At 38.1% G+C, this 22,002-nt stretch carries 16 protein-coding genes; 7 read left to right on the top strand and 9 right to left on the bottom strand.

The features are described 5' to 3' along the window. Positions 1-295: 295 nt before the first annotated feature. The gene (locus tag O0V13_RS12195; protein WP_268035245.1) at positions 296-2,560 is read right to left on the bottom strand and encodes an aconitate hydratase; all 2,265 of its coding nucleotides are present in this window, start codon (positions 2,558-2,560) and stop codon (positions 296-298) included. Between the two features lie 141 nt (positions 2,561-2,701). Beyond that, on the bottom strand, positions 2,702-4,012 hold the full coding sequence (locus tag O0V13_RS12200; RefSeq protein ID WP_268035246.1) for a TIGR00366 family protein: 1,311 nt from the start codon (positions 4,010-4,012) through the stop codon (positions 2,702-2,704). A gap of 102 nt (positions 4,013-4,114) precedes the next feature. On the opposite strand from O0V13_RS12200, the gene O0V13_RS12205 reads away from it, so the two are divergent. Then, on the top strand, positions 4,115-5,884 hold the full coding sequence (locus O0V13_RS12205; protein ID WP_268035247.1) for a sensor histidine kinase: 1,770 nt from the start codon (positions 4,115-4,117) through the stop codon (positions 5,882-5,884). Here O0V13_RS12205 and O0V13_RS12210 read toward each other — a convergent pair. Then, positions 5,881-6,897, bottom strand: coding sequence for an acyl-CoA reductase (locus O0V13_RS12210; protein WP_326492726.1), 1,017 nt, complete (start codon positions 6,895-6,897; stop codon positions 5,881-5,883). The two genes, O0V13_RS12205 and O0V13_RS12210, sit on opposite strands and share 4 nt — an antisense overlap. A gap of 120 nt (positions 6,898-7,017) precedes the next feature. Between O0V13_RS12210 and O0V13_RS12215 the strand changes: the two genes are divergently transcribed. The 5 genes from O0V13_RS12215 to cas6 all read left to right on the top strand — a co-directional run bounded on the left by O0V13_RS12215 (position 7,018) and on the right by cas6 (position 11,122). Continuing rightward, the gene (locus tag O0V13_RS12215) at positions 7,018-7,365 is read left to right on the top strand and encodes a 4Fe-4S binding protein (RefSeq protein ID WP_268035248.1); all 348 of its coding nucleotides are present in this window, start codon (positions 7,018-7,020) and stop codon (positions 7,363-7,365) included. Between the two features lie 169 nt (positions 7,366-7,534). Then, the gene (locus O0V13_RS12220; protein WP_268035249.1) at positions 7,535-7,864 is read left to right on the top strand and encodes a DUF3276 family protein; all 330 of its coding nucleotides are present in this window, start codon (positions 7,535-7,537) and stop codon (positions 7,862-7,864) included. Positions 7,865-7,944: 80 nt separating this feature from the next. Further along, a complete protein-coding gene (locus O0V13_RS12225; protein ID WP_268035367.1) occupies positions 7,945-9,033 on the top strand; it encodes an AI-2E family transporter in 1,089 nt (362 codons plus the stop codon). Positions 9,034-9,037: 4 nt separating this feature from the next. Continuing rightward, positions 9,038-10,135, top strand: a complete 1,098-nt coding sequence (gene ychF / locus O0V13_RS12230) for a redox-regulated ATPase YchF (protein WP_268035250.1) — start codon at positions 9,038-9,040, stop codon at positions 10,133-10,135. 96 nt (positions 10,136-10,231) lie between these two features. Further along, entirely contained in the window at positions 10,232-11,122 is an 891-nt protein-coding gene (cas6, locus tag O0V13_RS12235) for a CRISPR-associated endoribonuclease Cas6 (RefSeq protein ID WP_268035251.1), read from the top strand. A 215-nt stretch (positions 11,123-11,337) separates the two neighbouring features. On the opposite strand, the gene O0V13_RS12240 is transcribed toward cas6, so the two are convergent. After that, a complete protein-coding gene (locus O0V13_RS12240) occupies positions 11,338-12,714 on the bottom strand; it encodes a type IX secretion system plug protein (protein ID WP_268035252.1) in 1,377 nt (458 codons plus the stop codon). Between the two features lie 40 nt (positions 12,715-12,754). Then, positions 12,755-14,680: an ABC-F family ATP-binding cassette domain-containing protein gene (locus O0V13_RS12245; protein WP_268035253.1), complete on the bottom strand. Its 1,926-nt coding sequence runs from the start codon at positions 14,678-14,680 to the stop codon at positions 12,755-12,757. 91 nt (positions 14,681-14,771) lie between these two features. Between O0V13_RS12245 and O0V13_RS12250 the strand changes: the two genes are divergently transcribed. Further along, positions 14,772-15,965, top strand: coding sequence for a PQQ-dependent sugar dehydrogenase (locus O0V13_RS12250; RefSeq protein WP_268035254.1), 1,194 nt, complete (start codon positions 14,772-14,774; stop codon positions 15,963-15,965). A gap of 77 nt (positions 15,966-16,042) precedes the next feature. Here the strand turns inward: O0V13_RS12250 and O0V13_RS12255 are convergent, their stop codons facing one another. The 4 genes from O0V13_RS12255 to O0V13_RS12270 all read right to left on the bottom strand — a co-directional run bounded on the left by O0V13_RS12255 (position 16,043) and on the right by O0V13_RS12270 (position 22,000). Then, positions 16,043-17,422 carry an exonuclease domain-containing protein gene (locus O0V13_RS12255; RefSeq protein ID WP_268035255.1) on the bottom strand — a complete coding sequence of 460 codons (1,380 nt, stop codon included), beginning with the start codon at positions 17,420-17,422 and terminating at the stop codon, positions 16,043-16,045. A gap of 81 nt (positions 17,423-17,503) precedes the next feature. Further along, positions 17,504-19,084 (bottom strand): NAD(P)/FAD-dependent oxidoreductase, encoded by a 1,581-nt coding sequence (locus tag O0V13_RS12260; RefSeq protein WP_268035256.1) that lies wholly within the window; start codon positions 19,082-19,084, stop codon positions 17,504-17,506. Between the two features lie 136 nt (positions 19,085-19,220). Further along, positions 19,221-21,131, bottom strand: a complete 1,911-nt coding sequence (locus O0V13_RS12265) for a polysaccharide biosynthesis protein (protein WP_268035257.1) — start codon at positions 21,129-21,131, stop codon at positions 19,221-19,223. A 263-nt stretch (positions 21,132-21,394) separates the two neighbouring features. Beyond that, positions 21,395-22,000: a sugar transferase gene (locus O0V13_RS12270; RefSeq protein ID WP_326492727.1), complete on the bottom strand. Its 606-nt coding sequence runs from the start codon at positions 21,998-22,000 to the stop codon at positions 21,395-21,397. Positions 22,001-22,002 lie beyond the last annotated feature (2 nt).

Consider the following 22,002-nt stretch of genomic DNA (forward strand, 5'->3'; position numbering starts at 1 on the left):
GTCTTTGAGAATAATTAACCCTTCACTTATCTACTGTAAACATACAGCAATTTGTATTTCATAGCAAGTATTTAACTTTTCAAACCAATAAAAAGGCATTATTTTTTATAAAAACCACTGATTTTGTTCCATAAACGGACGACTAAATTCTTCCTTGAAAAAATCCAGCTATTCTAAAATCAATACTATTATCACTTTTCGAGTAAAATGAATAAACAAGTTTACTGGAAAATATAGCGCATAAAAAAACCGCAACTGAAATCAGCTGCGGTTTCTTGTTATTATTCAATGTAGATTAAGCATTCGCTGCTTTGATCAAATTCAAGGCAGAACCAGCCTTGAACCATTCGATCTGACCTTCATTGTAGGTATGATTCACTTCAATAGTATCAGAGGATCCATCCGCATGATTCAATACTACTTGAAGAGATTTTCCAGGAGCGAAAGATTCCAAGCCTACGATATCGATAGAATCATCTTCCAATACTTTGTCATAGTCTACAGGATTGGCAAAAGTCAATGCCAACATACCTTGCTTTTTCAAGTTAGTTTCGTGAATTCTGGCAAATGATTTTACCAAGATCGCACGAACACCCAAGAATCTAGGCTCCATAGCAGCATGCTCACGAGAAGAACCTTCACCGTAGTTTTCATCACCAACTACGATACTTCCGATTCCATTCGCTTTATAATTTCTCTGAGTTGCAGGCACCTCACCATATTCACCAGTCAATTGGTTTTTCACAGAGTTGGTTGAATCGTTAAATGCATTAACCGCTCCGATCAACATGTTATTGGAAATGTTATCCAAGTGACCTCTGTATCTCAACCATGGACCTGCCATAGAGATGTGGTCAGTAGTACATTTTCCTTTTGCTTTGATCAAAAGCTTCAAGCCTTTCAGGTCCGTTCCTTCCCAAGCTGGGAATGACTCAAGCAACTGTAGACGCTCTGAAGTTGGGCTTACAATCACATCAACACCTGAACCATCAGTTGCTGGAGCTTGGTAACCTGCATCTTCAACGGCAAAGCCTTTGGTAGGAAGTTCCAAACCTTTTGGCTCGTCCAATTTCACCGCTTGACCTTCTTCATTGACCAAGGTGTCAGTCATTGGATTGAAAGTCAAATCGCCGGCAATTGCCAAAGCAGTTACGATTTCAGGAGAAGCTACAAATGCGTGGGTATTAGGGTTACCATCGGCACGCTTTGCAAAGTTTCTGTTGAAGGAGGTAATGATAGAGTTTTTCTCTTGCTTATCAGCTCCATGTCTAGCCCACTGACCGATACAAGGCCCACAAGCATTTGCCAAAACAACTCCGCCCATTTGACCGAAGGTATCTAAGAAACCATCTCTGTCCACTGTAAAACGAACTTGCTCAGACCCTGGAGTAATGGTATACTCAGATTTAGCAACCAATTTTTTATCAACCGCCTGCTGCGCCAATGAAGCAGCTCTTGAGATGTCTTCATAAGAAGAGTTGGTACAAGAACCGATCAATCCCACATCCAATTTTGCAGGCCAACCGTTTTCCTTTACAGCTGAAGCGAATTTAGAGATAGGCCAAGCCAAATCCGGAGTGAATGGTCCATTCACATGAGGCTCTAGTTCAGAAAGGTTGATTTCGATTACTTGATCAAAGTAAGTAGCCGGATCAGCATAAACCTCCGCATCACCAGTTAGGTGTTCTGCAATTCCATTAGCCAATTCAGCGATATCTGCTCTACCAGTACCTTGAAGGTAAGCTGCAGATTTTTCATCGTATCCGAAGATAGAAGTAGTTGCGCCGATTTCGGCCCCCATGTTACAAATGGTGCCTTTACCAGTTGCAGAAAGAGAACGAGCTCCTTCACCAAAATATTCAACGATAGCTCCCGTTCCACCTTTAACAGTAAGGATACCAGCAACTTTCAAAATAACATCTTTAGCAGAAGTCCAACCAGACAATTTTCCAGTCAACTTCACACCGATTAGTTTTGGAAACTTCAGCTCCCAAGGCAATCCAGCCATCACGTCACAGGCATCAGCACCACCAACACCAATTGCGATCATTCCTAGACCACCTGCATTTGGAGTATGAGAGTCAGTTCCGATCATCATTCCTCCCGGGAAAGAATAATTCTCAAGAACTACCTGGTGAATAATACCTGCTCCTGGCTTCCAGAATCCGATACCATACTTATTGGAAACAGATGCCAAGAAATCATAAACTTCACGGTTTTTGTCTTTGGCTTTGCTCAAATCTTTGTCAGCTCCTACTTCAGCCTGGATCAAGTGATCACAGTGAACTGTAGAAGGTACAGCAACCTTGTCTTTCCCAGCTTGCATAAACTGCAACAATGCCATTTGGGCTGTTGCATCCTGCATAGCAACTCTATCAGGTTGGAAATCCACATAGGATTTTCCTCTTTCATAAGCCTGAGAAGCAGTTCCTTCAGTCAAGTGAGAATACAAAATCTTTTCTGTCAGGGTAAGTGGCCTACCTACTGCCGCTCGAGCAGCTGCTATTCTTTCTGGATAGCGGGCATACACTTCCTTGATCATGTCAATATCAAAAGCCATTGTATATGATTTTAGGTGTGTAAATGGTTCAAAATTTTCGCTGCAAATATAGGAAGTTCGAAGCGAAATAGATAACCAGACAAATGTTCAAAACGCTGGTTTATCCTTATTTAAAACCATTTTAGACTATTTTAATTCCTTTCAAAAAAATAAAAAAACAGCTGCAACTAAAAATGTAAAGCCCGCTAAAAAAAGCCAACCAGTGTATCTCAGTAATTCTCTGGCAGTTAGACCTGTAATAGCCAATAAAGGCAAGGCCCAAAAAGGTTGAAGAAGATTGCTGATTTGGTCACCATAGGCAAATACCATGATCATTTTGCCGGAATTTAAATCTAGATTTTTAGCCACTTCCATGATTATTGGTCCTTGTACTGCCCACTGCCCCCCACCAGAGGGCACCATTAAATTGACAATAGCTGAAGAGCCTAAGGCCAAAATCGGAAACACCTGTGCGTTGGTAGTATGAAGAAAAAACTCTGAAATAGAATCTAAAAGGCCGGAATAAGTCACCAGCCCAAGGATTCCCGCATAAAAAGGGAATTGGATAAAAATATCGATGGAATTCTTTAAACCTTCCAAAGTAGCTTTGGTAAATTGATCAAGGCTTCTGTAAAAGATCAAAACCAAAGCGAATAGAACAAAATTGACCCAATTCAAATTGATATTTCCTAGAGTAAATTCTCTCTCCTCTCCAAAAAACTGGATAAAAGCTGCTAAAAGTATTATGAACCCAAATAAGATCCCCAAATACCCACTTTTCCCTGATGGTATTGGCTTTAACTCTTTGGAATGAATTGAAGTTTTGCCTGTATTCTCCTTCTTTGCTAATAGAAAAAGAGTCAATAAGAAAACTAGCATCAAACCTAGGGTTACCAACAAATTGAAACTTGTGAAAATGGTATCTGAAACCGGTACCACTCCTATTAGACTTTCTAAAAAATGTCCCTCCTCTGCTACTTTCAATGGTGCCGAAGCAGAAATACCTCCGTGCCAGACTGCCATTCCAAGGTATCCGGCTGATCCCAATAATGCAGGGTGGATTTCCACCTGTTTTCTTTCCATTTCTTTAGAGACAAATCGGGCCAATAATGCACCAACTATTAATCCAAATCCCCAGTTTAATAATCCTGCCAACATGGTGATGACAGCTACAAAAAATAGAGCTGAAATCTTTTGTTCAGGAAATGAAGCCACTTTTTTCAGAAATCGATGAACTGGCTCAAATACTGCCAAGGCATAACCAAAAACCAAAATCATCATCATCTGCATGGTAAAATCCAGCAAACTAAAAAAACCTTCTTTCCAAAACTCTAATGATAAAACTATCCCCTCTCCTAATGATTTCCCCTCTTTACTCAAGTGCATCAAGGCAATACAAAAACAAAACAGCGTCAAAAGTAAGACAATATCGAAAGGTGAAACGGAATAATTATTTGAATTTTTAGAATCCAAGCCTCGATGATTTAAAACATTTAAAATATTGATGTAATATTATACTTCAATCCCCTTAACATAACATAATATAAATACCTATAAAGGTATTCCAACTAACAAATGGAGATTTTATCCAATCCATTTTCTTCTACACTGGTAATTTCCAGTCTATTAATCGGTGCGCTATCTTTTTATATCGCCTATAAGCTAAGTGATTCTACAAGGTGGATAGCAGTTACCATGTTGCTTGTTTGTATTTGGGGCTTTTTTTATGGATTGGAGTTAAGTAGCCCCACGCAAGAAGAAATGCTCTTCTGGATTGATTATGAATATGTTGGTATTAGCTTCATGCCAGCCGCTTGGCTAGTTTTTTCTTTACAATACACCGGGTATAAAAAATGGCAATCTCCATTAATGTTAGCAGCTATATTTCTGATCCCTATTCTGACTTTTTTGGCTGTCATAACAAACGATTTTCATCATCTCCACTATCTTCATACTGAGGTAAATTCCAAAGGGCCTTTCCCCATTTTAAGTATTGATGTTGGCCCATGGTATTATATCCATACTGCCTACAGTTATATCGCTTTTTTAGCTGGGACTTTGATTCTTTGGAAAAGATTTAGGTACGCTGATCCTATTTTCAGAACTCAGACCAAACTATTGATCATAGCAGGCTTTTTTCCCTTGATTTTAAATGTGTTATATCAATTAAACATCATTAAGCCCTTTGATGGAATTGACCTTACACCTTTTTCATTTTTATTAACCTACCTACTTCTTGGTTTTGCCATATTAAGATATAGCTTATTTAGCCTGAAGCCCATAGCACAAAACAGAGTTATGGAAGCTTTGAATAAAGGTGTGTTAGTAATAGATGCCCGTCAAAAAATAGTGGATTTTAATCCGGCGATTTTGAATTTTTTCTTTGACTCCAAAAGAATTTCAATCGGAACTTCCTCTAGAAAATTATTTGAAAGCCACCCTGAAATTCAAAATCTAATAGATGGCTCGGAAGAAAAAAGCATTACCATTACATTTCCCAAAGGTGACAAATCGCAAATTGTCAAGGTAGACTTAATCCCAATGATAGAAAATCAAACGGTAGTATATGGTGAAATCTTACTTTTTGACGATCAAACCGAACAATTTGAAATAAATAAAAGACTCACTGAACAAAAGAAAGACCTCCAACAACTCAATGATTTAAAAGACAAATTTTTCTCTATCATTTCCCATGACTTAAAAGGACCGATTTTCGGTGTAAAAGAAATGATTCACATGACTCAAACTGGACTGATTAGCCAGGAAGAGTTTATGGAAATGCTTCCTGAACTTTCCAAAAATATGGAACAGGTAGCTATTCTATTACAAAACTTGTTGGCTTGGGCAAGCTCTCAGATTAGAGGAGAACAGGTATCTATTGAGAATTTTAGAATCCAGCACCTTTTGCAACAGCAACAAAAGCTACTTTTAAGAATTTCACAGGAAAAAAATATTCAAATTGAGATCTACTCTAAGGAGGATCATTGGGTAGCTGCAGATAAAAATATGATTGATTTAGTCTTGAGAAATTTGATCAACAATGCAATTAAGTTCTCCAGACCTGGAGAAAATGTTCGATTAAGCTCAAGTTTAGAAGGAAAATTCATAAAAATATGTGTGCAAGATACTGGCACAGGAATTAGCCCAGAAAACTTAGAAAAAATCAAAGAGGGAATCTCCTTTACGACAAGAGGCCAAAATAACGAAAGTGGTACGGGCCTCGGATTAGTTTTGGTAAGAGATTATGTAGAAAAGAATCATGGAAAACTAAGCATCCATTCTGAATTAGGTAAAGGCTCTAAATTTTGTCTTGAACTTCCAAAAGGAAGTTCGGAAGCTAATTAGAGTTTGGTCAAAAACTCCAAAGTATCCACTCCATCTGCATAATTCCATGGTTCTGGGAATTGCGCCTCCCCAAAAGAAACGGCTCCTTCCCACTTCACTGGATCAGCAACCACACATTGTATTTTTGTTTGGAGATTGCCGAGCTTTTCTTTTAATTTTTCTTCGGAATCGTAAATCTCGTAATAAACTACAGCAATTGGAGAAACCAATTCTTCACTTTCTTTCAATATTAAAAAGCCATTATCGAGATGCTTCTCGCCATTAACGAGGTAGATTGATTTATTGTATTCATAATTATTATGAAACTTATGCAAGGAAACCTCTTCTGAAAAACTATTCAAAGCATCCAACAAGCGAGTCAATTCTTCCTCTGATTGAATAAAGATTTTGGACACATTTCTACATCCCAACCCAAAATAGGTTAAGATATCGATACCTAGTTTCTTCAATGCAACTTCACCTTCAGAACCGTCTAAAACAGCTATAGATGTTCTATTTTGACGGATAACCGAAGGATACTTTCCAAAATAGTAATTAAAATATCGAGCGGAATTATCAGAGCCAGTTGCGATATAGGCATCTTTTCCTTTCAACATTTCTGGCGTTTCAATCAGCTTTTCAAAGTCAGGCTCAATCTCAATCAACTGGCCAATCAGCCATTTCATTAAAACCTCATCAGCTGAACTCAATTTTGCACTCAATTTATGGCCAGATAATAAGACTGTCATCATATCATGGAACCCTACTGCAGGAATATTTCCCGCCATCAAGACTCCGACATCCTTGATATCAGAAACATGTTCCAATGAATACGCTGATAGCCACTTTTTCAATTTACCTTCTTGCAACATGAAGCTTAGGCCTTCAAATGCGGTTTCACAGCTCTTAGGTGTAAACCAATTATTTTTATTCCCAGCTCTTCGGAAAAGTTCTTCCTTCTCGAAAGCGTCTAAATTTTGAATTCTTTTTCCTAAAGCAACAAAGGCATCAATTCGTGCAGTCAATTCAATCATGCTGCAAATTTATCAGATTCAGATGGATGAGTCTAAGAATTATTTTAAATTAGTTAGTATAACAACTTTTTATTGTCGGTCTAGGTTATGCTTATTACTTTTGAACAAACAGTTTGAGTTATGGCTATAATGATTACAGACGAATGCATCAATTGTGGTGCATGCGAACCAGAATGTCCTAATACCGCGATCTATGAAGGCGGAGTAGAATGGACTTGGGGTGGAGGTACAACTTTGAAAGAAGTGACTTTGGAAGACGGAACAGTAGTAAGTGCTACAGAGAAACAGGATCCTGTTTCAGATGAGTTTTACTACATCGTAACCGACAAATGTACAGAGTGTAATGGATTTCACGAGGAACCGCAATGTGCGGCAGTTTGCCCTGTAGATTGCTGTGTGGATGATCCAGATCACCCTGAAACTGAGGAGCAATTGCTTGCTAAAAAGGCATTTATGCATGGAGAATAAAAGGCGGCTCAACCGCCTTTTATTTTGTTTTCTTTGGCTGTTTTTAAGCTTCTCATAATAATTCTATTATTTTTTTAAAAATATTCTAATATCTATTTGATTTCTAGAATTGATTTATGCTATCTTAGTTTTGAAAAAATTACCCCTTTAAACTAAAAATATACGCATTGTGGAAGATCGAAGAGGTTATGATAGAGATGAAATATTTTCTAAAAAGGTAAAAGCCGGAAAGAGAACTTATTTTTTTGATATCAAGTCTACTCGTGCTAATGATTACTACTTAACCATTACCGAGAGCAAAAGAAAAGTAAATGGAGACAACTTTACTTACGAGAAACATAAAATATTCTTGTATAAAGAAGATTTCTTCAAATTTGTAGAAGCTCTAAATGAGACTGTTGATCATGTTAAAACGGAATTGATGCCTGATTTTGACTTTGAGCAATACGAAAATGAGGAATCTGAAAATGAATACAGAGATGAATTAAAATGGGAATAGAAATGCCCATCGGGATATTTTTTCCCGCATTGTAATACTTATATTAGAGGAGGCTTTTGCCTCCTTTTTATTTCTACATGATGCAACGGTTTTTTATTTATCCAATTTTAATTTTAGCCGCCCTCTTCCTTTTTGGGTGGTATTTTTCAAATATTACAGCCTACCTGATCCTTTCTTTGATCTTGGCTGCATTACTCCGTCCGCTCACCAACAAACTCAATGATTTTCATGTTCTGGGTCAACATATCCCCCGTTGGACTGCGATATTAATTTCCTATTCGGCCATCATTTTATTATTGGTCCTATTGAGTTTATTGTTTTTCCCGTTAATCAATAATCAAATCACTATTCTAAGTGGCCTGGACTTGGAAGGAATATATGAACAAATTAAAATCCCTGTTGGAAGATTTGAAAATTGGCTACACAAATACCAATTAGTTGAATCCCAGCCAGGTCATTTATTTGAAGAGATAAAATCTACTTTTATTCAGATGATTGCTGGGATTGATTTTGGAAATATCATCAGTCAAATTATCAATACAGCAAGCACAGTATTTATTGGGCTGATGGCAGTGGCGTTTATTACTTTTTTCTTGCTTCTGGAAAATGGACTATTAAGAAGGAACTTGTTGAATTTAATTCCTAATCCCTATTTCGAACTATCAGTAGCTACATTCACCAAAGTCGAAAAACTTCTTTCCAATTATTTAACGGGACTATTCCTTCAGATTTTGGCCATATTTTCCATAGCAAGTCTGGGGCTCTCCATTATGGGGGTTGAATACGCCTTGACCATTGCGCTTTTTGCAGCAATCGCAAACCTGATCCCCTATGCCGGACCAATTCTTGGGGCAACTTTTGGAATCATAGTAGGCATCTCAACAGGTAATTTCACAGACAGTGACGCTATCACCTTCTTATTAATTAAGATTCTGGCAGTATTTGGAGTGGTTCAAATGACAGATAACATCCTCCTTCAGCCATTGATTTTTTCGAAATCTGTAAAAGCGCATCCCCTTGAAATATTTGTTGTTATCTTTGCCGGTGCAAAAATCGCCGGAGTACTGGGGATGATTTTTGCAATCCCGGTTTATACCATATTTAGAGTGACAGTCATGGAATTCTTTCAAGGGTATAAATCCTATAGAATATTTAAAATAAAATCTTGAATTAATGGCCTTACAATGTGGCATCGTAGGACTTCCAAATGTAGGAAAGTCCACTTTGTTCAATGCGCTTTCTAGCGCCAAAGCTGAAGCAGCAAACTTCCCCTTTTGTACAATTGAACCTAATGTAGGAGTAGTAACTGTTCCAGACAGAAGACTTCAGATCCTTGAAGAACTTGTATCCCCTCAAAGAGTCTTACCAACAGTTATCGAATTTGTTGATATCGCTGGATTGGTAAAAGGTGCTTCCAAAGGAGAAGGTTTAGGAAATAAATTTTTGGCAAATATCCGGGAGGTAGACGCAATTATCCACGTTATCAGATGTTTTGAAGACGAAAACATTGTTCACGTAGCTGGAAGTGTTGACCCGATTTTTGACAAAGAAGTAATCGACACGGAACTTCAATTGAAAGATCTGGAGTCTGTCGAAAAGAAAATCCAAAGGATTGAAAAAGTCGCCAAATCAGGGGATGCCAAAGCAAAGAAAGAGCTAGAAACTCTACTAGCCTTTAAAGAGGGATTAAAGTCCGGTTTGAATGCAAGAGCTGTTGATGTAGAAAAAGAAGACTTGGAAGCTGTTAGAGATTTACATCTTTTAACAATCAAACCAGTTCTTTATGTTGCCAATGTTGACGAAGGCAGCATCCAAGAGGGCAATAAATTCGTAGATCAATTAAAAGAAAAAGTAAAAGAGGAGAATGCAGAAGTCATTTTACTCTGTGCAGCAATTGAGTCTCAAATCGCAGAATTCGATGATCCTGAGGAGAAGGAATTATTCTTGGGAGAATATGGTTTAGAAGAAAGCGGTCTGAACAGGCTGATATCTGCCGCCTACTCCCTTCTCGACTTAATCACCTATTTCACAGCAGGGGTACAGGAAGTAAGAGCTTGGACTATCAAAAAAGGATGGAAAGCACCGCAAGCGGCAGGGGTAATTCACACAGATTTCGAACGTGGATTTATCAAAGCTGAGGTTATCAAATTAGCGGATTACCAACAATTCAAGACCGAGGCCGGATGTAGAGAAAATGGAAAAATTGCGATAGAAGGGAAAGAATATATTGTAAAAGACGGAGATATTATGCATTTTAGATTTAACGTTTAACGTTTTTTCAAAAATATATGTAATTTTGTCGCTACTTATCATCCCAAATTACGTTATCTGTTTTCCTTAATTATTGTCTCATAATTTTTAAAAACCGTGAGAGTTAGACTAATATTTTCATTAAAAAACAAAGGTTCCTATCTGCCTTTTCATCACCAGTACATCCTTGCTCAATTCCTAAAAGGACTGATAGTCAAGGGTGGTAGAGAGGAATTCTTCAACTACAACTACTTCAACTTTTCTGGCTTAAAAGGTCAGACTAAAGTAAGTAGAAGCGGTTTGCATTATTATTCCAGTTTAGTCACCCTAGTTCTGGCATCCCAAAGTGAGGATTTCATGGACTATCTATTGGAACAAGTATTTGCTACTCCTAAAATCGAGTTGGGGAATCTCATCCTTTCGCCTGAGTACACAGAAATAGAGGAGGAACCGACCTTGGAAACTTCAAACAAATTTGTTTGTATTTCTCCATTGGTATTGATCACTCCTGCATTCAATGAAGAAGCAGGAAAAAGATTCATCAGCCCAGACAGTGATGAATTCTCAGATTTGCTTTACGAATCGACCCTGACCAGAATGGAAAGATCCGGCTGGTATACTCCAGAGCAAATGGAAAGTTTTTACAAATTCCAAGTTGTACCTGATATGGTTTATGTCAATAAACTAAAGGAGCAACAAAAGAAATTTGCTAGAATCTATGCCGTTTACGATATGGACGTAAAGTATGAAGTAAGAGGATACACTCTTCCATTTACTTTATATGCAGCACCAGAGGTTCAGGATTTCGTATTTAAATGCGGATTGGGAGCATTTACTCATAAAGGCTTCGGTATGCTGGATTTAGCTAACCATCCTGCTGGAAACAGAACTACTACATACAAATTCAAAAGGGAAGGCTTTGTTCCTTACAGACCTACTGAAAGAGTAAGACAAAATGTAGCTCCTGCTGAAGGTGGCGAAGAATCCACAGAAAGTTCAGAAGATTAAAAAATTAAATCCCTGATTTTCATCAGGGATTTTTTTTGTCCATTTTTTAAATATTTCGCTTAAGGCATATCTCCTAAAGCATATTTTATCTTTTCCCACAGATCAACACCGAAAAAGTCGCAGATTTTAACAGATTATTTCTATTCTATCTCTCCAAAGGCATATCTCAATCGACGAAGGAGATTGTAATTCAGCGAAGCTGTATCTCTTTTAATTTAAAGTCTTCTTCTATTTGGATGGAGATAGACGTAGCCTACTAGTTGATCATATCTTGATCCCAAAGCCCTGAAGTAAACCATAACTTCGTATTCGTTCTCTGTTTCAAAATAGGCTCCTTCGAAAGGCAATGTGTCAAACACCCCTTCTTTTTGAACTCCATATTGATAATCATACCAGCCCTGTTTTAAAAGCAAAGTTGATTCATACACTTTCAAATCTTTGTTCCAAGCCAACTTGGCATCCGGAGAATTTCCCCAAGAAGTCATACTTCCCAATAAATAAATTGGAGTGCTTTGCTCAGGAATAGCCAAACGGAAAGTAGTCAGCATATATTCACTCTCTATCTCAGGATCTCCACCCGGCCTGTCATTCGTATAGACAATGTACTGTCCATTCAGGTCCAAATATTGGGAATAGGATTCTTGAGGTCTTGGGGTATCTATTTTGGCAGTCGCATAAATGACATCGTCCTGGACATCCACTGCGGCCACATTCATCCCGGTTGCCCTCATAAATCGCAAATCTACAAATCGAAATTCATTACCAGCATTGAAGGTATTGCTCCCATCAAAACTTTCAAACCGCATCATTTTGGTGGATTCATTAATAAATGTAGGTGCTTGTAGGAATTTAGCATTATCCCATCTCTGATTTTGACGGAGAATAACCTTGACTTGATTTTGAGGATTCATCACTTCCCCTTTAGAGTAATTCACTACCACATTGATCTGCTGCCCATTTTTCCTTTGAGAAGTCTGGGAAGGAGGCACAATGGAAGCTCCCACTGCAAATAGCTCCTCAAATACCATAAATCGTTTGGTCAAAATTACATCCTCTTCATTCCTTTCGGAATAGACTTTCAATACATAGTTACCCGACTTTGTAACTTTTGGAACCTGAAAAAAATAGTGGATGTAAGGGATTCTTGTATTCACAGAGTAATCAAAATCCTGAACATTGAATTGATTAAAGGTATTTAAAAAATCATTATCCTTCAGTTGGGATTTTTCCCAATTAGCATCACAGTGTATCAACTTAGCTGTGTATAAAGCAGGGTCGTAGGCAATGTCATCAAAATATAACATTAATGGCCTTTGATCCGAAATAGAAACTACTGGAGCATCCAGCTGACTATCGTACTCTGTTCCTACTGGAAAAAGCCGGACAGATTGAATATGGTCTTTGTAAACTTGATCCTTGATTTGGGAAAATGAAAAGGAAGGAAGAAGGCCAAGCAAAACCAGCACTGAAATTTTACTTCCTAAGGTTGGAAACTCCTCAACCCTCCATTGTTTGTTAGAGTGAATACACTCTCTCCTGCTTCTTTTGAAAAGACTAAAAAAAAGCCATGAGATTTTCTTAAAATACTCCATGGCTTAAAATAGGCAAAATGAGGACCAATTTGAAAGAGAATTAGTTAAGTAGCTCCTGCAATTCTGAAATTTGATCTACCAAAGATTCCCAATCTCCATTTTTTTGTTCCAATTCAGTTTTCACTTTTTGATATTGATCTTGAATCTTAGCAGATTTCTTTTCATCAGCGTATAATTCAGGATCTGCTAATTCTTTTTCAAGATCGCCTTGTTTACTTTCCAGCTTTTCAACCTCCTTTTCTATCTGCTCTAGTTGATATTCCAGCTTCTTCAAATCCTTCTTAGCTTGTTGCACTTCAGGATCATGAGGAGCTCTGGTTTTTTTCTCCTCTTTTTTAGCAGGTTTCTCTACTACTTTACTCTCTTCCTGAACCTGATTGGCTCTCCAGGTTTCATATTCGTCATATGTCCCAGGATATTCCTTGATCTGATGATCTTCAATATACCAGATTTTATTGGCCACTCCTTTGATGAAATGTCTATCGTGAGAAACAGTAATGAAAGTTCCTTCGTATTGCTGCAGTGCCTGGATCAAAATATTTACAGACTGAAAATCCAAGTGGTTGGTCGGTTCATCAAGTAAAAGGAAATTTGCTTCAGAAATTAGGGTCTTTGCCAAAGCTACTCGAGATTTTTCCCCTCCAGAAAGCACCTTGATCTTTTTGAAAACATCATCATTTGTAAAAAGGAAACAGCCCAGCACATTTCTCAATTCTGTTTCTGTTTTACCACTTCCTGACTGTCCCATTTCCTGGATGATCTCATTATCCAAAGTCAAGGCCTCTAGCTGATGCTGAGCAAAGAAAGATTTGATCACATTGTGACCCTCGGTTCTTTTTCCAGAAATCCGTTCAGAACCATCAATAACCCTCAATAAAGTAGATTTCCCTTTTCCATTGGCTCCAATCAACGCAATCTTATCCCCTCTTTCGATTCTGGCGGTACTGTTTTCCAAAATCTTAAGATCTCCATAAGACTTCCCTATATGGTCCAGTACCACAACATCTCGCCCTGATTTCTGGGAAAAAGTAAACTTGAAATTCACAGACACCTGATCGTCCACTACCTCATGTACACGGTCCATTCTATCTAAAGCCTTGATTCGGGACTGAACTTGATTTGACTTAGAAGCTTTGGCTCGGAATCGCTCAATAAAGCGTTCCGTTTGCTTAATCATTTGCTGCTGGTTTTCGTACGCATTCTGCTGGATTTCCATACGTTCTTTTCTCTCATGCTTGTAGAAAGAATAATTCCCAGCATAAACGGTCAATGTATGATTGGCAACCTCCACAGTTGTGGAAATACAATTATCCAAAAAAGTCTGATCGTGAGAAACCACGATTACAGCACCTTCATAAGTTTTCAGGTAATTTTCCACCCATTGAATGGAAGGAAGGTCCAAGTGGTTGGTTGGTTCATCCAGCATCAAAAGCGAAGGCTTTTCCAAAAGCAATTTCGCAAGCATTACACGCATTCTCCAACCTCCAGAAAAAGTCTTCAATGGTTTTTGAAGATCCAGGGTTTTGAAACCGATCCCTTCCAGCACTTCTTCAGCTTTGGCTTTGATCGTATATCCCTCGTTGGCTTCAAATTGATCCTGCAAACGCGCCAGGCGATTGATGATTTCCTCGGAATGATCCGTTTCCATTTGCTTCAGTACTTCATCGATCTGGTCTTGAAGTGCCAAAGTCTCTTTAAATGCCTCCAAAGCAACATTTAAAATGCTGTCATCAGACTGATAGGATAATAAATCCTGATTCAAAAAACCGATGGTACAGTCTTTTGCTTTTTGGACCTCACCACTTGAAGGCTGATAATCCCCAGAAATTATCTTTAGTAAAGTTGATTTTCCTGTTCCATTTTGACCTACCAACCCGATTTTATCCTTGGGTTTGATATGTAGGTTGGCATTTTCATATAGAGCCCTACCTCCAATGAAATAGGAAAGATTTGAAATCGATAGCATGGCGCAAAAATAAGGAATCAACCGTTTATTGAGGTCCCATTTAAAAACATTCTCAAAAAGAATTAACTTCAAGTACTTAACACATAAACCAATGAAATCACTCTATAAAACTTCACTACTTGTAGCCATGACCTTTAGCTGTATGGTTGCGAGCTGTCAACAAAAGGGGAAACTTAGCCCAATCCAAACTTCAGATTCACCCAATAGAAGCTCAATTTCTTCCGCAAAGGCAGATGTTCAATTGGATAAATTAAACCTGCCTGAAGGCTTTAAAATTGACGTTTGGGCAGCAGATCTACCAAGTGCCCGATCCTTGGCTATTTCAGACAAAGGGATCATTTTTGTAGGAAATAGAAGAGAAAACAATGTTTTTGCTGTGGTAGATGAAGATGCAGACGGCAAAGCCGATTATAAATTTGTAATTGGTGAAGATCTTAATATGCCCAATGGTGTTGCCTATAAAGACGGAGATTTGTATGTGGCTGAAGTCAATAGAATACTCAGGTTTAAAGACATTGAAAATAATCTGGGAAACCCAACCTACGAAGTAGTCTATGATGGATATCCAACTGAAACTCATCATGGTTGGAAATTTATAGATTTCGGCCCTGATGGAATGTTATATGTACCTGTGGGAGCTCCTTGTAATATCTGCAAAGAGGATAATGAAATTTTCGCATCCATTACTCGAATTGATGTCAGTAAACCCAACCCAACTCCTGAGGTATATGCCCATGGCGTAAGAAATTCAGTTGGATTTGATTGGAACCCAAAAACAGGCCACCTTTGGTTTACAGACAATGGTAGAGATATGCTAGGAGATGATGTACCTGATTGTGAATTAAATCTGGCAACAGAAGCTGGACAACACTTTGGTTATCCCTACTGGCATGCAGGAACTGTAAAAGATCCGGAATTCGGCGATAAAGGAAAAGCAGCCAATGCTTATGTGGCCCCAGCTGAAAAAATGGGAGCTCATGTGGCTCCTCTAGGAATTCGGTTTTATGAGGGTTCTATGTTTCCTTCTTCTTATGATAACCGTGCATTTATCGCAAAGCATGGTTCTTGGAACAGAAGTAAAAAATCAGGATATCAAGTTGTTACCGTCAATATTGACGAAAATGAAAAGGTTACTAGCCAAGATGTCTTTATTTCGGGTTGGTTGGATGATGCCTCTCAAGATGTCTGGGGAAGACCTGTAGATGTTCAAGAGTTACCTGATGGAAGTTTGTTGATTTCAGATGATATGGCTGGATGCATCTATCGAGTTACTTATTCGAATTGAATTTGGGGAATAGAATCTGCATTTCTAAATAAATTTAGCCTCCACCTAAAGCTGGAGGCTTTTGCATTTATCCAAAATTAAAACTCAAAAGTCAGAACAGTTTGAGATCCTTTTCTTGGTGCAATCACTTGAATCTGATCCGGATCAATCTGATGAAAAAACTGTTTCAATAAATAGGAAGTCTCTGGATAGGGCTTTACCCTTTCTAAAGGTTCATTATCCTCCTTGACAAAGCCGTATTCCGTCAACATACCCCCTTCAAAAATACAAACAGCCTTTTCTTCTTCCTCTCTTCCAGAAAACTCAATTCTCAAACCTCCTTTACTTTCTTTGATTTTCTGAATAAAATCCTGTGCCCGGGCATTATATTGTTTAGGTTTTTCTGAAGAAGAGCATGCACCCAAACATGATGTATCTTGCACCACTTCACAATTAACTTTCCTCAATCCACAGAGTTTTGGACAAAGCTCATAGGCGGAGATACCTGATTTGAGATATTCTTTGGCCTCTTCTGAGGAAAAAAATGTTTCCAATGGCTGTAGTGCCTTGCTTATTTTTCCAATTTGAAATCGGGTATATCCGTTCCCATCCAAGTATGAAAAAAGTCCCCAGAGGGTCCTTGGAAGTTTTAATGCAGCATTATACTTCGGCCAAATCCGTTTGATTTCCAGAGTTTCAAGCATTAGAGCCATAAATTCTGTACCTGTCAATTGCCATTTCAAATCAAATACTTCGGCCTTGAGTTGTTGTTTTAGATGAGGGTGACTTTGACCAGAAAAGTGCCCTTTAAATCGCTCTTGAATATTGATAGCCTTCCCAACATAAATCACTTTTCCTTTGTCATTGAGCATGTAATAAACTCCACAAGCTTTGGGGATTTCTCTGAATTTGGTAAGGGAGAAATTAGGAGGCAAAAAGGATTCACCTGAATTCCTTTTCAAACTCGAAGAAATCACATCAGAATGACTCTTCAGAATCTTATCAAAAAGAATTGCAGTTGCTTGGGCGTCGCCCATAGCTCTATGTCTCGCCAGAATTGGGATATCCAATTGTTCACAAATTCTTCCCAAACTATAAGAGCGCTGTCCGGGAAAGGCCTTTCGACTCAATCGAACTGTGCACAGCTTGGCTGGTTTAAATTCGTAATCAACTCTGGATAAAAACTCTCGAATAAATCCAAAATCAAAATTTACGGAATGGGCCACAAACACCCTACCTTCTAAAAGATCAATCAACTCATCGGCAATCTCTTCAAATGTGGGAGCATCAGTCACCATTTCATTATCGATACCTGTTAATCCGGTAATATAGGCAGGAATAGATTGCTCAGGGTTGATTAGAGTCTGATACTCTTGAACAATGGATTCTCCATCATGAATTACCACAGCAATTTCTGTAATCCCTCCATTGCGGAAATTACCTCCTGTAGTTTCAATATCCACGATTGCATATTCCATATCTAAAGATAACTAGAGAAGTTATTAGAAGTTTGGAAAAGATTGAAATTGACAGAGAATGTCTTTTTATACCATAATTTTTTAGGTATTTACATAGGCAGCAATCAACTTTTCTGCGCACCTCTCACCATCCATAGCAGCTGAAACAATTCCGCCGGCATACCCTGCTCCTTCACCACATGGATATAAACGTTTCAACTCCGGATGCTCAAAACTTTCGCGATCCCTAGGAACCCGTACAGGAGAGGAAGTTCGGCTTTCTACTCCAATCAATTGCGCTTCATTGGTCAAATACCCCTTCATTTTTTGTCCAAAAGCCTTGAATGCAAAACGCATTCTTTCTGCAATAAAATCGGGCAAAACATCATCCATATTGGAGGAAGCTAGCCCAGGTTGATAGGAAGTATCCAACAAACTGCTACTCGACTTTCTTTGAACAAAATCCATCATCCTTTGGGCCGGAGCGACTTGGGTCTTTCCTCCTACTTCCCAAGCCTTTTTTTCAATCTCTGCCTGAAAATGCATTGCAGCCAATGGCCCGTACTTTTGATATTTAGGAAGATCTTCCAATTCAACCGCTACCACCATTCCTGAATTGGCAAATTTGCTATCTCTTCGACTTGGACTCATTCCGTTCACTACCAATTCACCCGGTGAAGTAGCAGCCGGGACAATAAATCCGCCCGGACACATACAAAAGCTGAAAACACCTCTTTGCTTTCCTTTGAATTGAGTCTGTTGAACTAATGAATAGGAGGATGCAGGCAAATATGGCCCCCGATCAACTTCACAATGGTACTGGATTTGATCGATTAAATTTTGAGAATGCTCTATCCTAACTCCCAGAGCGAATGGTTTTGCTTCGATTAATACTTTTTTGGAATGAAGCAATTCAAAAATATCGCGAGCAGAATGGCCAGTAGCCAAAATAACTCCCAAACCCAATATTTTCTCTCCATCCTGTGTTATCACTCCTTTTAGTTCATTTCCTTCCAAAATAAAATCTTCAACACGAGTATCGAAAAGAACTTCACCTCCGGCATCTAGAATACTTTCTCGAAGTTTCGTTACCAAAACAGGTAATTTATTGGTGCCAATATGAGGATGTGCATCTACCAAAATCTCCTCAGTTGCTCCATGTGCAACCAGTATTTCCATAACCCTTCTGACGTCTCCCCTTTTCTTTGATCTAGTATAAAGCTTACCATCAGAATAAGTTCCGGCACCACCTTCACCAAAACAATAATTCGAGTCAGGATTAACAATATGCTCTTTATTGATAGCCGCTAAGTCTCTTCTTCGAGATTGAACATCTTTTCCTCTCTCAATCACTATTGGTTTTACTCCTAATTCAATCGCACGAAGCGCCGCAAAAAGTCCGGCGGGCCCAGCTCCAACAATGATTATTGGATCAGAATTCTTAACTGATTTATATTGGGTTGGAGGATCAAATCTAGGAGTAGGAGCTTCTTTAAAAAATAATTCAGCCTCAACATTGATTTTAACATTTCTACCACGGGCATCTATGGATCTTTTGACTTGTCGAACGAAACATTCCTTTTCATCTGCATTCAGACCAGCCTTTTTTAAGACTACTTGCCTGAAAATATCCTGATCATAAGCCTCTTGTGGGCTCAATTGAAGTGTAAATGTTTTTTTCATGGTAAGGTGTTTTTCCTTAAAGCAATGGGTATTTAAAAATGCAAATTTACATCAGGTTCAGAAATAAAGAGAATTTGATTAGAAATAAAAAAGACCGCAAGAGCGGTCTTCAATTATAAATTCTTTCCAAAAAAGGTCAATTCAGCCTATCCAAAACTTCAAACCTCGAAGAATTGGAAATGAATTCTGGAACAATTGTTTTCAAATGACCAACAATTTCGTTTTCAGAACTCTTTTGAATCAGTTCTTGGAAAAGTTCTACCTGACCATCCACTTTATGATAGGCTGAAGGTAATACCTGAGCAATTTTAATTTTAGGATGATGAGTGATCTTTACAGTTTCAAAGTCATTCAACAGTTCCTCATACAGCTTTTCCCCTTCTCTTAATCCTGTAAATACTATTTTTATATCTTCATCTACACGCTTTCCTGAAAGCTGAATCATTTTCTTCGCCAAATCAAGAATCTTAACTGGTTCTCCCATATCAAACACGTAGATTTCTCCTCCATGCCCCATGATTCCAGCCTCCAATACTAATTGACATGCTTCAGGAATAGTCATGAAAAATCTGGTGATTTCTGGATGGGTAACAGTGATAGGACCTCCATGCAAAATTTGCTTTTTAAACAATGGAATTACAGATCCATTGGATCCCAAAACATTACCAAATCTAGTCGTGATGAATTTTGTATGATATTTCTTATGATTGACTTCTAGGTATTCATTCAAAGCCTGGACATACATTTCTGCAGCTCGCTTACTGGCTCCCATCACATTGGTTGGATTTACGGCCTTATCAGTGGAAACAAAAACGAATTTGTCCACTTGCGAAAGTACAGAAAGGTCAGCCAAAATTTTTGTTCCAATTACATTAGATTGAATAGCCTCTTCAGGGTAATTCTCCATCATAGGAACATGCTTGTAGGCAGCAGCATGGAATACAACTTGAGGTTTGAAGTTTTTAAATACTTCCCTCATCTTCTTTTTATTCCGAACATCCCCCAAAATAATCTTGATAGGACAGTTAGGGAAACTTTCTCTGAATTCGTTTTCAACGTCATACAATGCAGACTCTGCAATATCCAGCATTACCAACAGTCTAGGTTGATAATGAGAAATCTGTCTACACAACTCTGAGCCAATAGATCCTGCGGCTCCAGTTACCAAGACTACTTTACCCATCAAATCTTCCTGAATTCTAGGATTGTCCAATTTGATTTGCTCTCTGGAAAGAAGGTCTTCAATTTTAATTTCACGAATAGCTCCCGTTGTCAATCCACCTTTGATCCATTGATCTACCGGAGGCACAATAGAAACTGATATTTTTAATCTAAGACATTCATCAATTATCTCTCTCTTTCTTTGAACCGAAAGATCTCGGACTGCGATAATCAATTCAGAAACCGAATGCTGCTCCACCAATCTCTCCAATTCTGACAAGCCTTCAAAAATTCGGGTACCTGAAATATTTTTACCCTCTTTTTTGGAATCGTCATCCAAAAAGGCAACTGTATTATAGAAACTTGTTCCATCTCCTTTAATCGCTTCTTGAGCAATTATTCCTGACTCTCCAGCTCCAAAGATCACTACATTTTTAAGCTCTTTGGGAACCAATCCATATTTGATATAGACAAAAAGCTCTTTAACCAATAAGCGGTAAAATATTAAGCTGAATAATGAAGATAAACTCGCGATGATTAAAACTGAAGTCGGTAATAAAAAGCGATCATTCAGGAAATTTCCATGAAAGAAATTCAGGAATAAGAAAAGTACAAAATTAATTCCGATAGTCTTAAAAATATTTGAGCCGTCCTTAAATCCTGTATGACGAACTATCCCCTCATAACTTCTGGTATTTTGCATTACAAGCAAGCCTCCTACCATGAAGGTAAAAGATCCTGCAACAGCATCATTTTGTTCAATTAAAGCTAATTCAAAATTAAAACGAACCAGGTATCCGAACAGGGCACAATGGAAAAGTATCAATGCATCAAGGGTGGCAATAATCCATCTTGGAAGGATTTTTAACCGAGTCAAAAAATTCATAGTAGAATTGGATTCAAATATGGTTGGTTAATTGATGTGCCAAAACAATTATAATCGCACACAAAATAAGCTTTTTTTTACAATTTCACCAAACATCCTTGGGCAAGTTTCGGAAGTATCCAATTTTATTTTGCATAAAACCAAGGACTTTCAGCAAAAAAAGAATTACGTGTGGATGATTTAAATAAAAAGAATAAATATTTCTTCAAAAAAATTTTTCTCAAAATAGAAAAATTTAGGAAGGTTACTTATGGATGAATTCCTCAATTCCCCTCAAACTTCCCCATACTCACGTGTCCTTGCTGGGAAACCCCCTTTCCTTGAATCACATTAAAAAATGTAGTGAAAAGAATTTTCAAATCCAGAGCAAAAGAAAGGTGATCCACATAATAAATATCAAGTTTAAATTTTTCCTTCCAGGAAATCGTATTTCTTCCATTTATTTGGGCCCAACCTGTAACTCCCGGACGTACATCATGTCGCCTATTTTGTTCTTTAGAATATAGCACTAAATACTCTTCTAATAGGGGTCTAGGTCCTACCAAACTCATATCCCCTATCAGCACATTGATTAATTGGGGGATTTCATCCAAAGAAAACCTTCTAACAAGTCGCCCAAAATCAGTTATTCTTTCTGAATCAGGCAATAAACCCCCTTTTTCATCCCTTGAGTCTTTCATTGTTTTAAACTTCAGGATTTGAAAAACTTCTGAGTTAAGGCCTGGTCGTCTTTGAGAAAAAATTGGATTGCCTTTAAAATGAATCAAAAGGGAGAGATAAAGAAAAAAGAAAATTGGAGACAAAAGCAAAAAAAGAAGAGCAGAAAGAATGACGTCCAACAATCTCTTTCCAATATTTTTATAAATCACCT

Source organism: Algoriphagus sp. PAP.12 (assembly GCF_026652115.1).
Lineage (GTDB): Bacteria > Bacteroidota > Bacteroidia > Cytophagales > Cyclobacteriaceae > Algoriphagus.

Excerpts from the sequence above, each read along its gene's own strand:
- O0V13_RS12265 (WP_268035257.1), bottom strand. The coding sequence starts at position 21,131 with ATGAATTTTTTGACTCGGTTAAAAATCCTTCCAAGATGGATTATTGCC.
- O0V13_RS12205 (WP_268035247.1), top strand. The coding sequence starts at position 4,115 with ATGGAGATTTTATCCAATCCATTTTCTTCTACACTGGTAATTTCCAGT.
- O0V13_RS12250 (WP_268035254.1), top strand. The coding sequence starts at position 14,772 with ATGAAATCACTCTATAAAACTTCACTACTTGTAGCCATGACCTTTAGC.
- O0V13_RS12210 (WP_326492726.1), bottom strand. The coding sequence starts at position 6,897 with ATGATTGAATTGACTGCACGAATTGATGCCTTTGTTGCTTTAGGAAAA.
- O0V13_RS12245 (WP_268035253.1), bottom strand. The coding sequence starts at position 14,680 with ATGCTATCGATTTCAAATCTTTCCTATTTCATTGGAGGTAGGGCTCTA.
- O0V13_RS12195 (WP_268035245.1), bottom strand. The coding sequence starts at position 2,560 with ATGGCTTTTGATATTGACATGATCAAGGAAGTGTATGCCCGCTATCCA.
- ychF (WP_268035250.1), top strand. The coding sequence starts at position 9,038 with ATGGCCTTACAATGTGGCATCGTAGGACTTCCAAATGTAGGAAAGTCC.
- O0V13_RS12260 (WP_268035256.1), bottom strand. The coding sequence starts at position 19,084 with ATGAAAAAAACATTTACACTTCAATTGAGCCCACAAGAGGCTTATGAT.
- O0V13_RS12240 (WP_268035252.1), bottom strand. The coding sequence starts at position 12,714 with ATGGAGTATTTTAAGAAAATCTCATGGCTTTTTTTTAGTCTTTTCAAA.
- O0V13_RS12215 (WP_268035248.1), top strand. The coding sequence starts at position 7,018 with ATGGCTATAATGATTACAGACGAATGCATCAATTGTGGTGCATGCGAA.
- O0V13_RS12225 (WP_268035367.1), top strand. The coding sequence starts at position 7,945 with ATGCAACGGTTTTTTATTTATCCAATTTTAATTTTAGCCGCCCTCTTC.
- O0V13_RS12255 (WP_268035255.1), bottom strand. The coding sequence starts at position 17,422 with ATGGAATATGCAATCGTGGATATTGAAACTACAGGAGGTAATTTCCGC.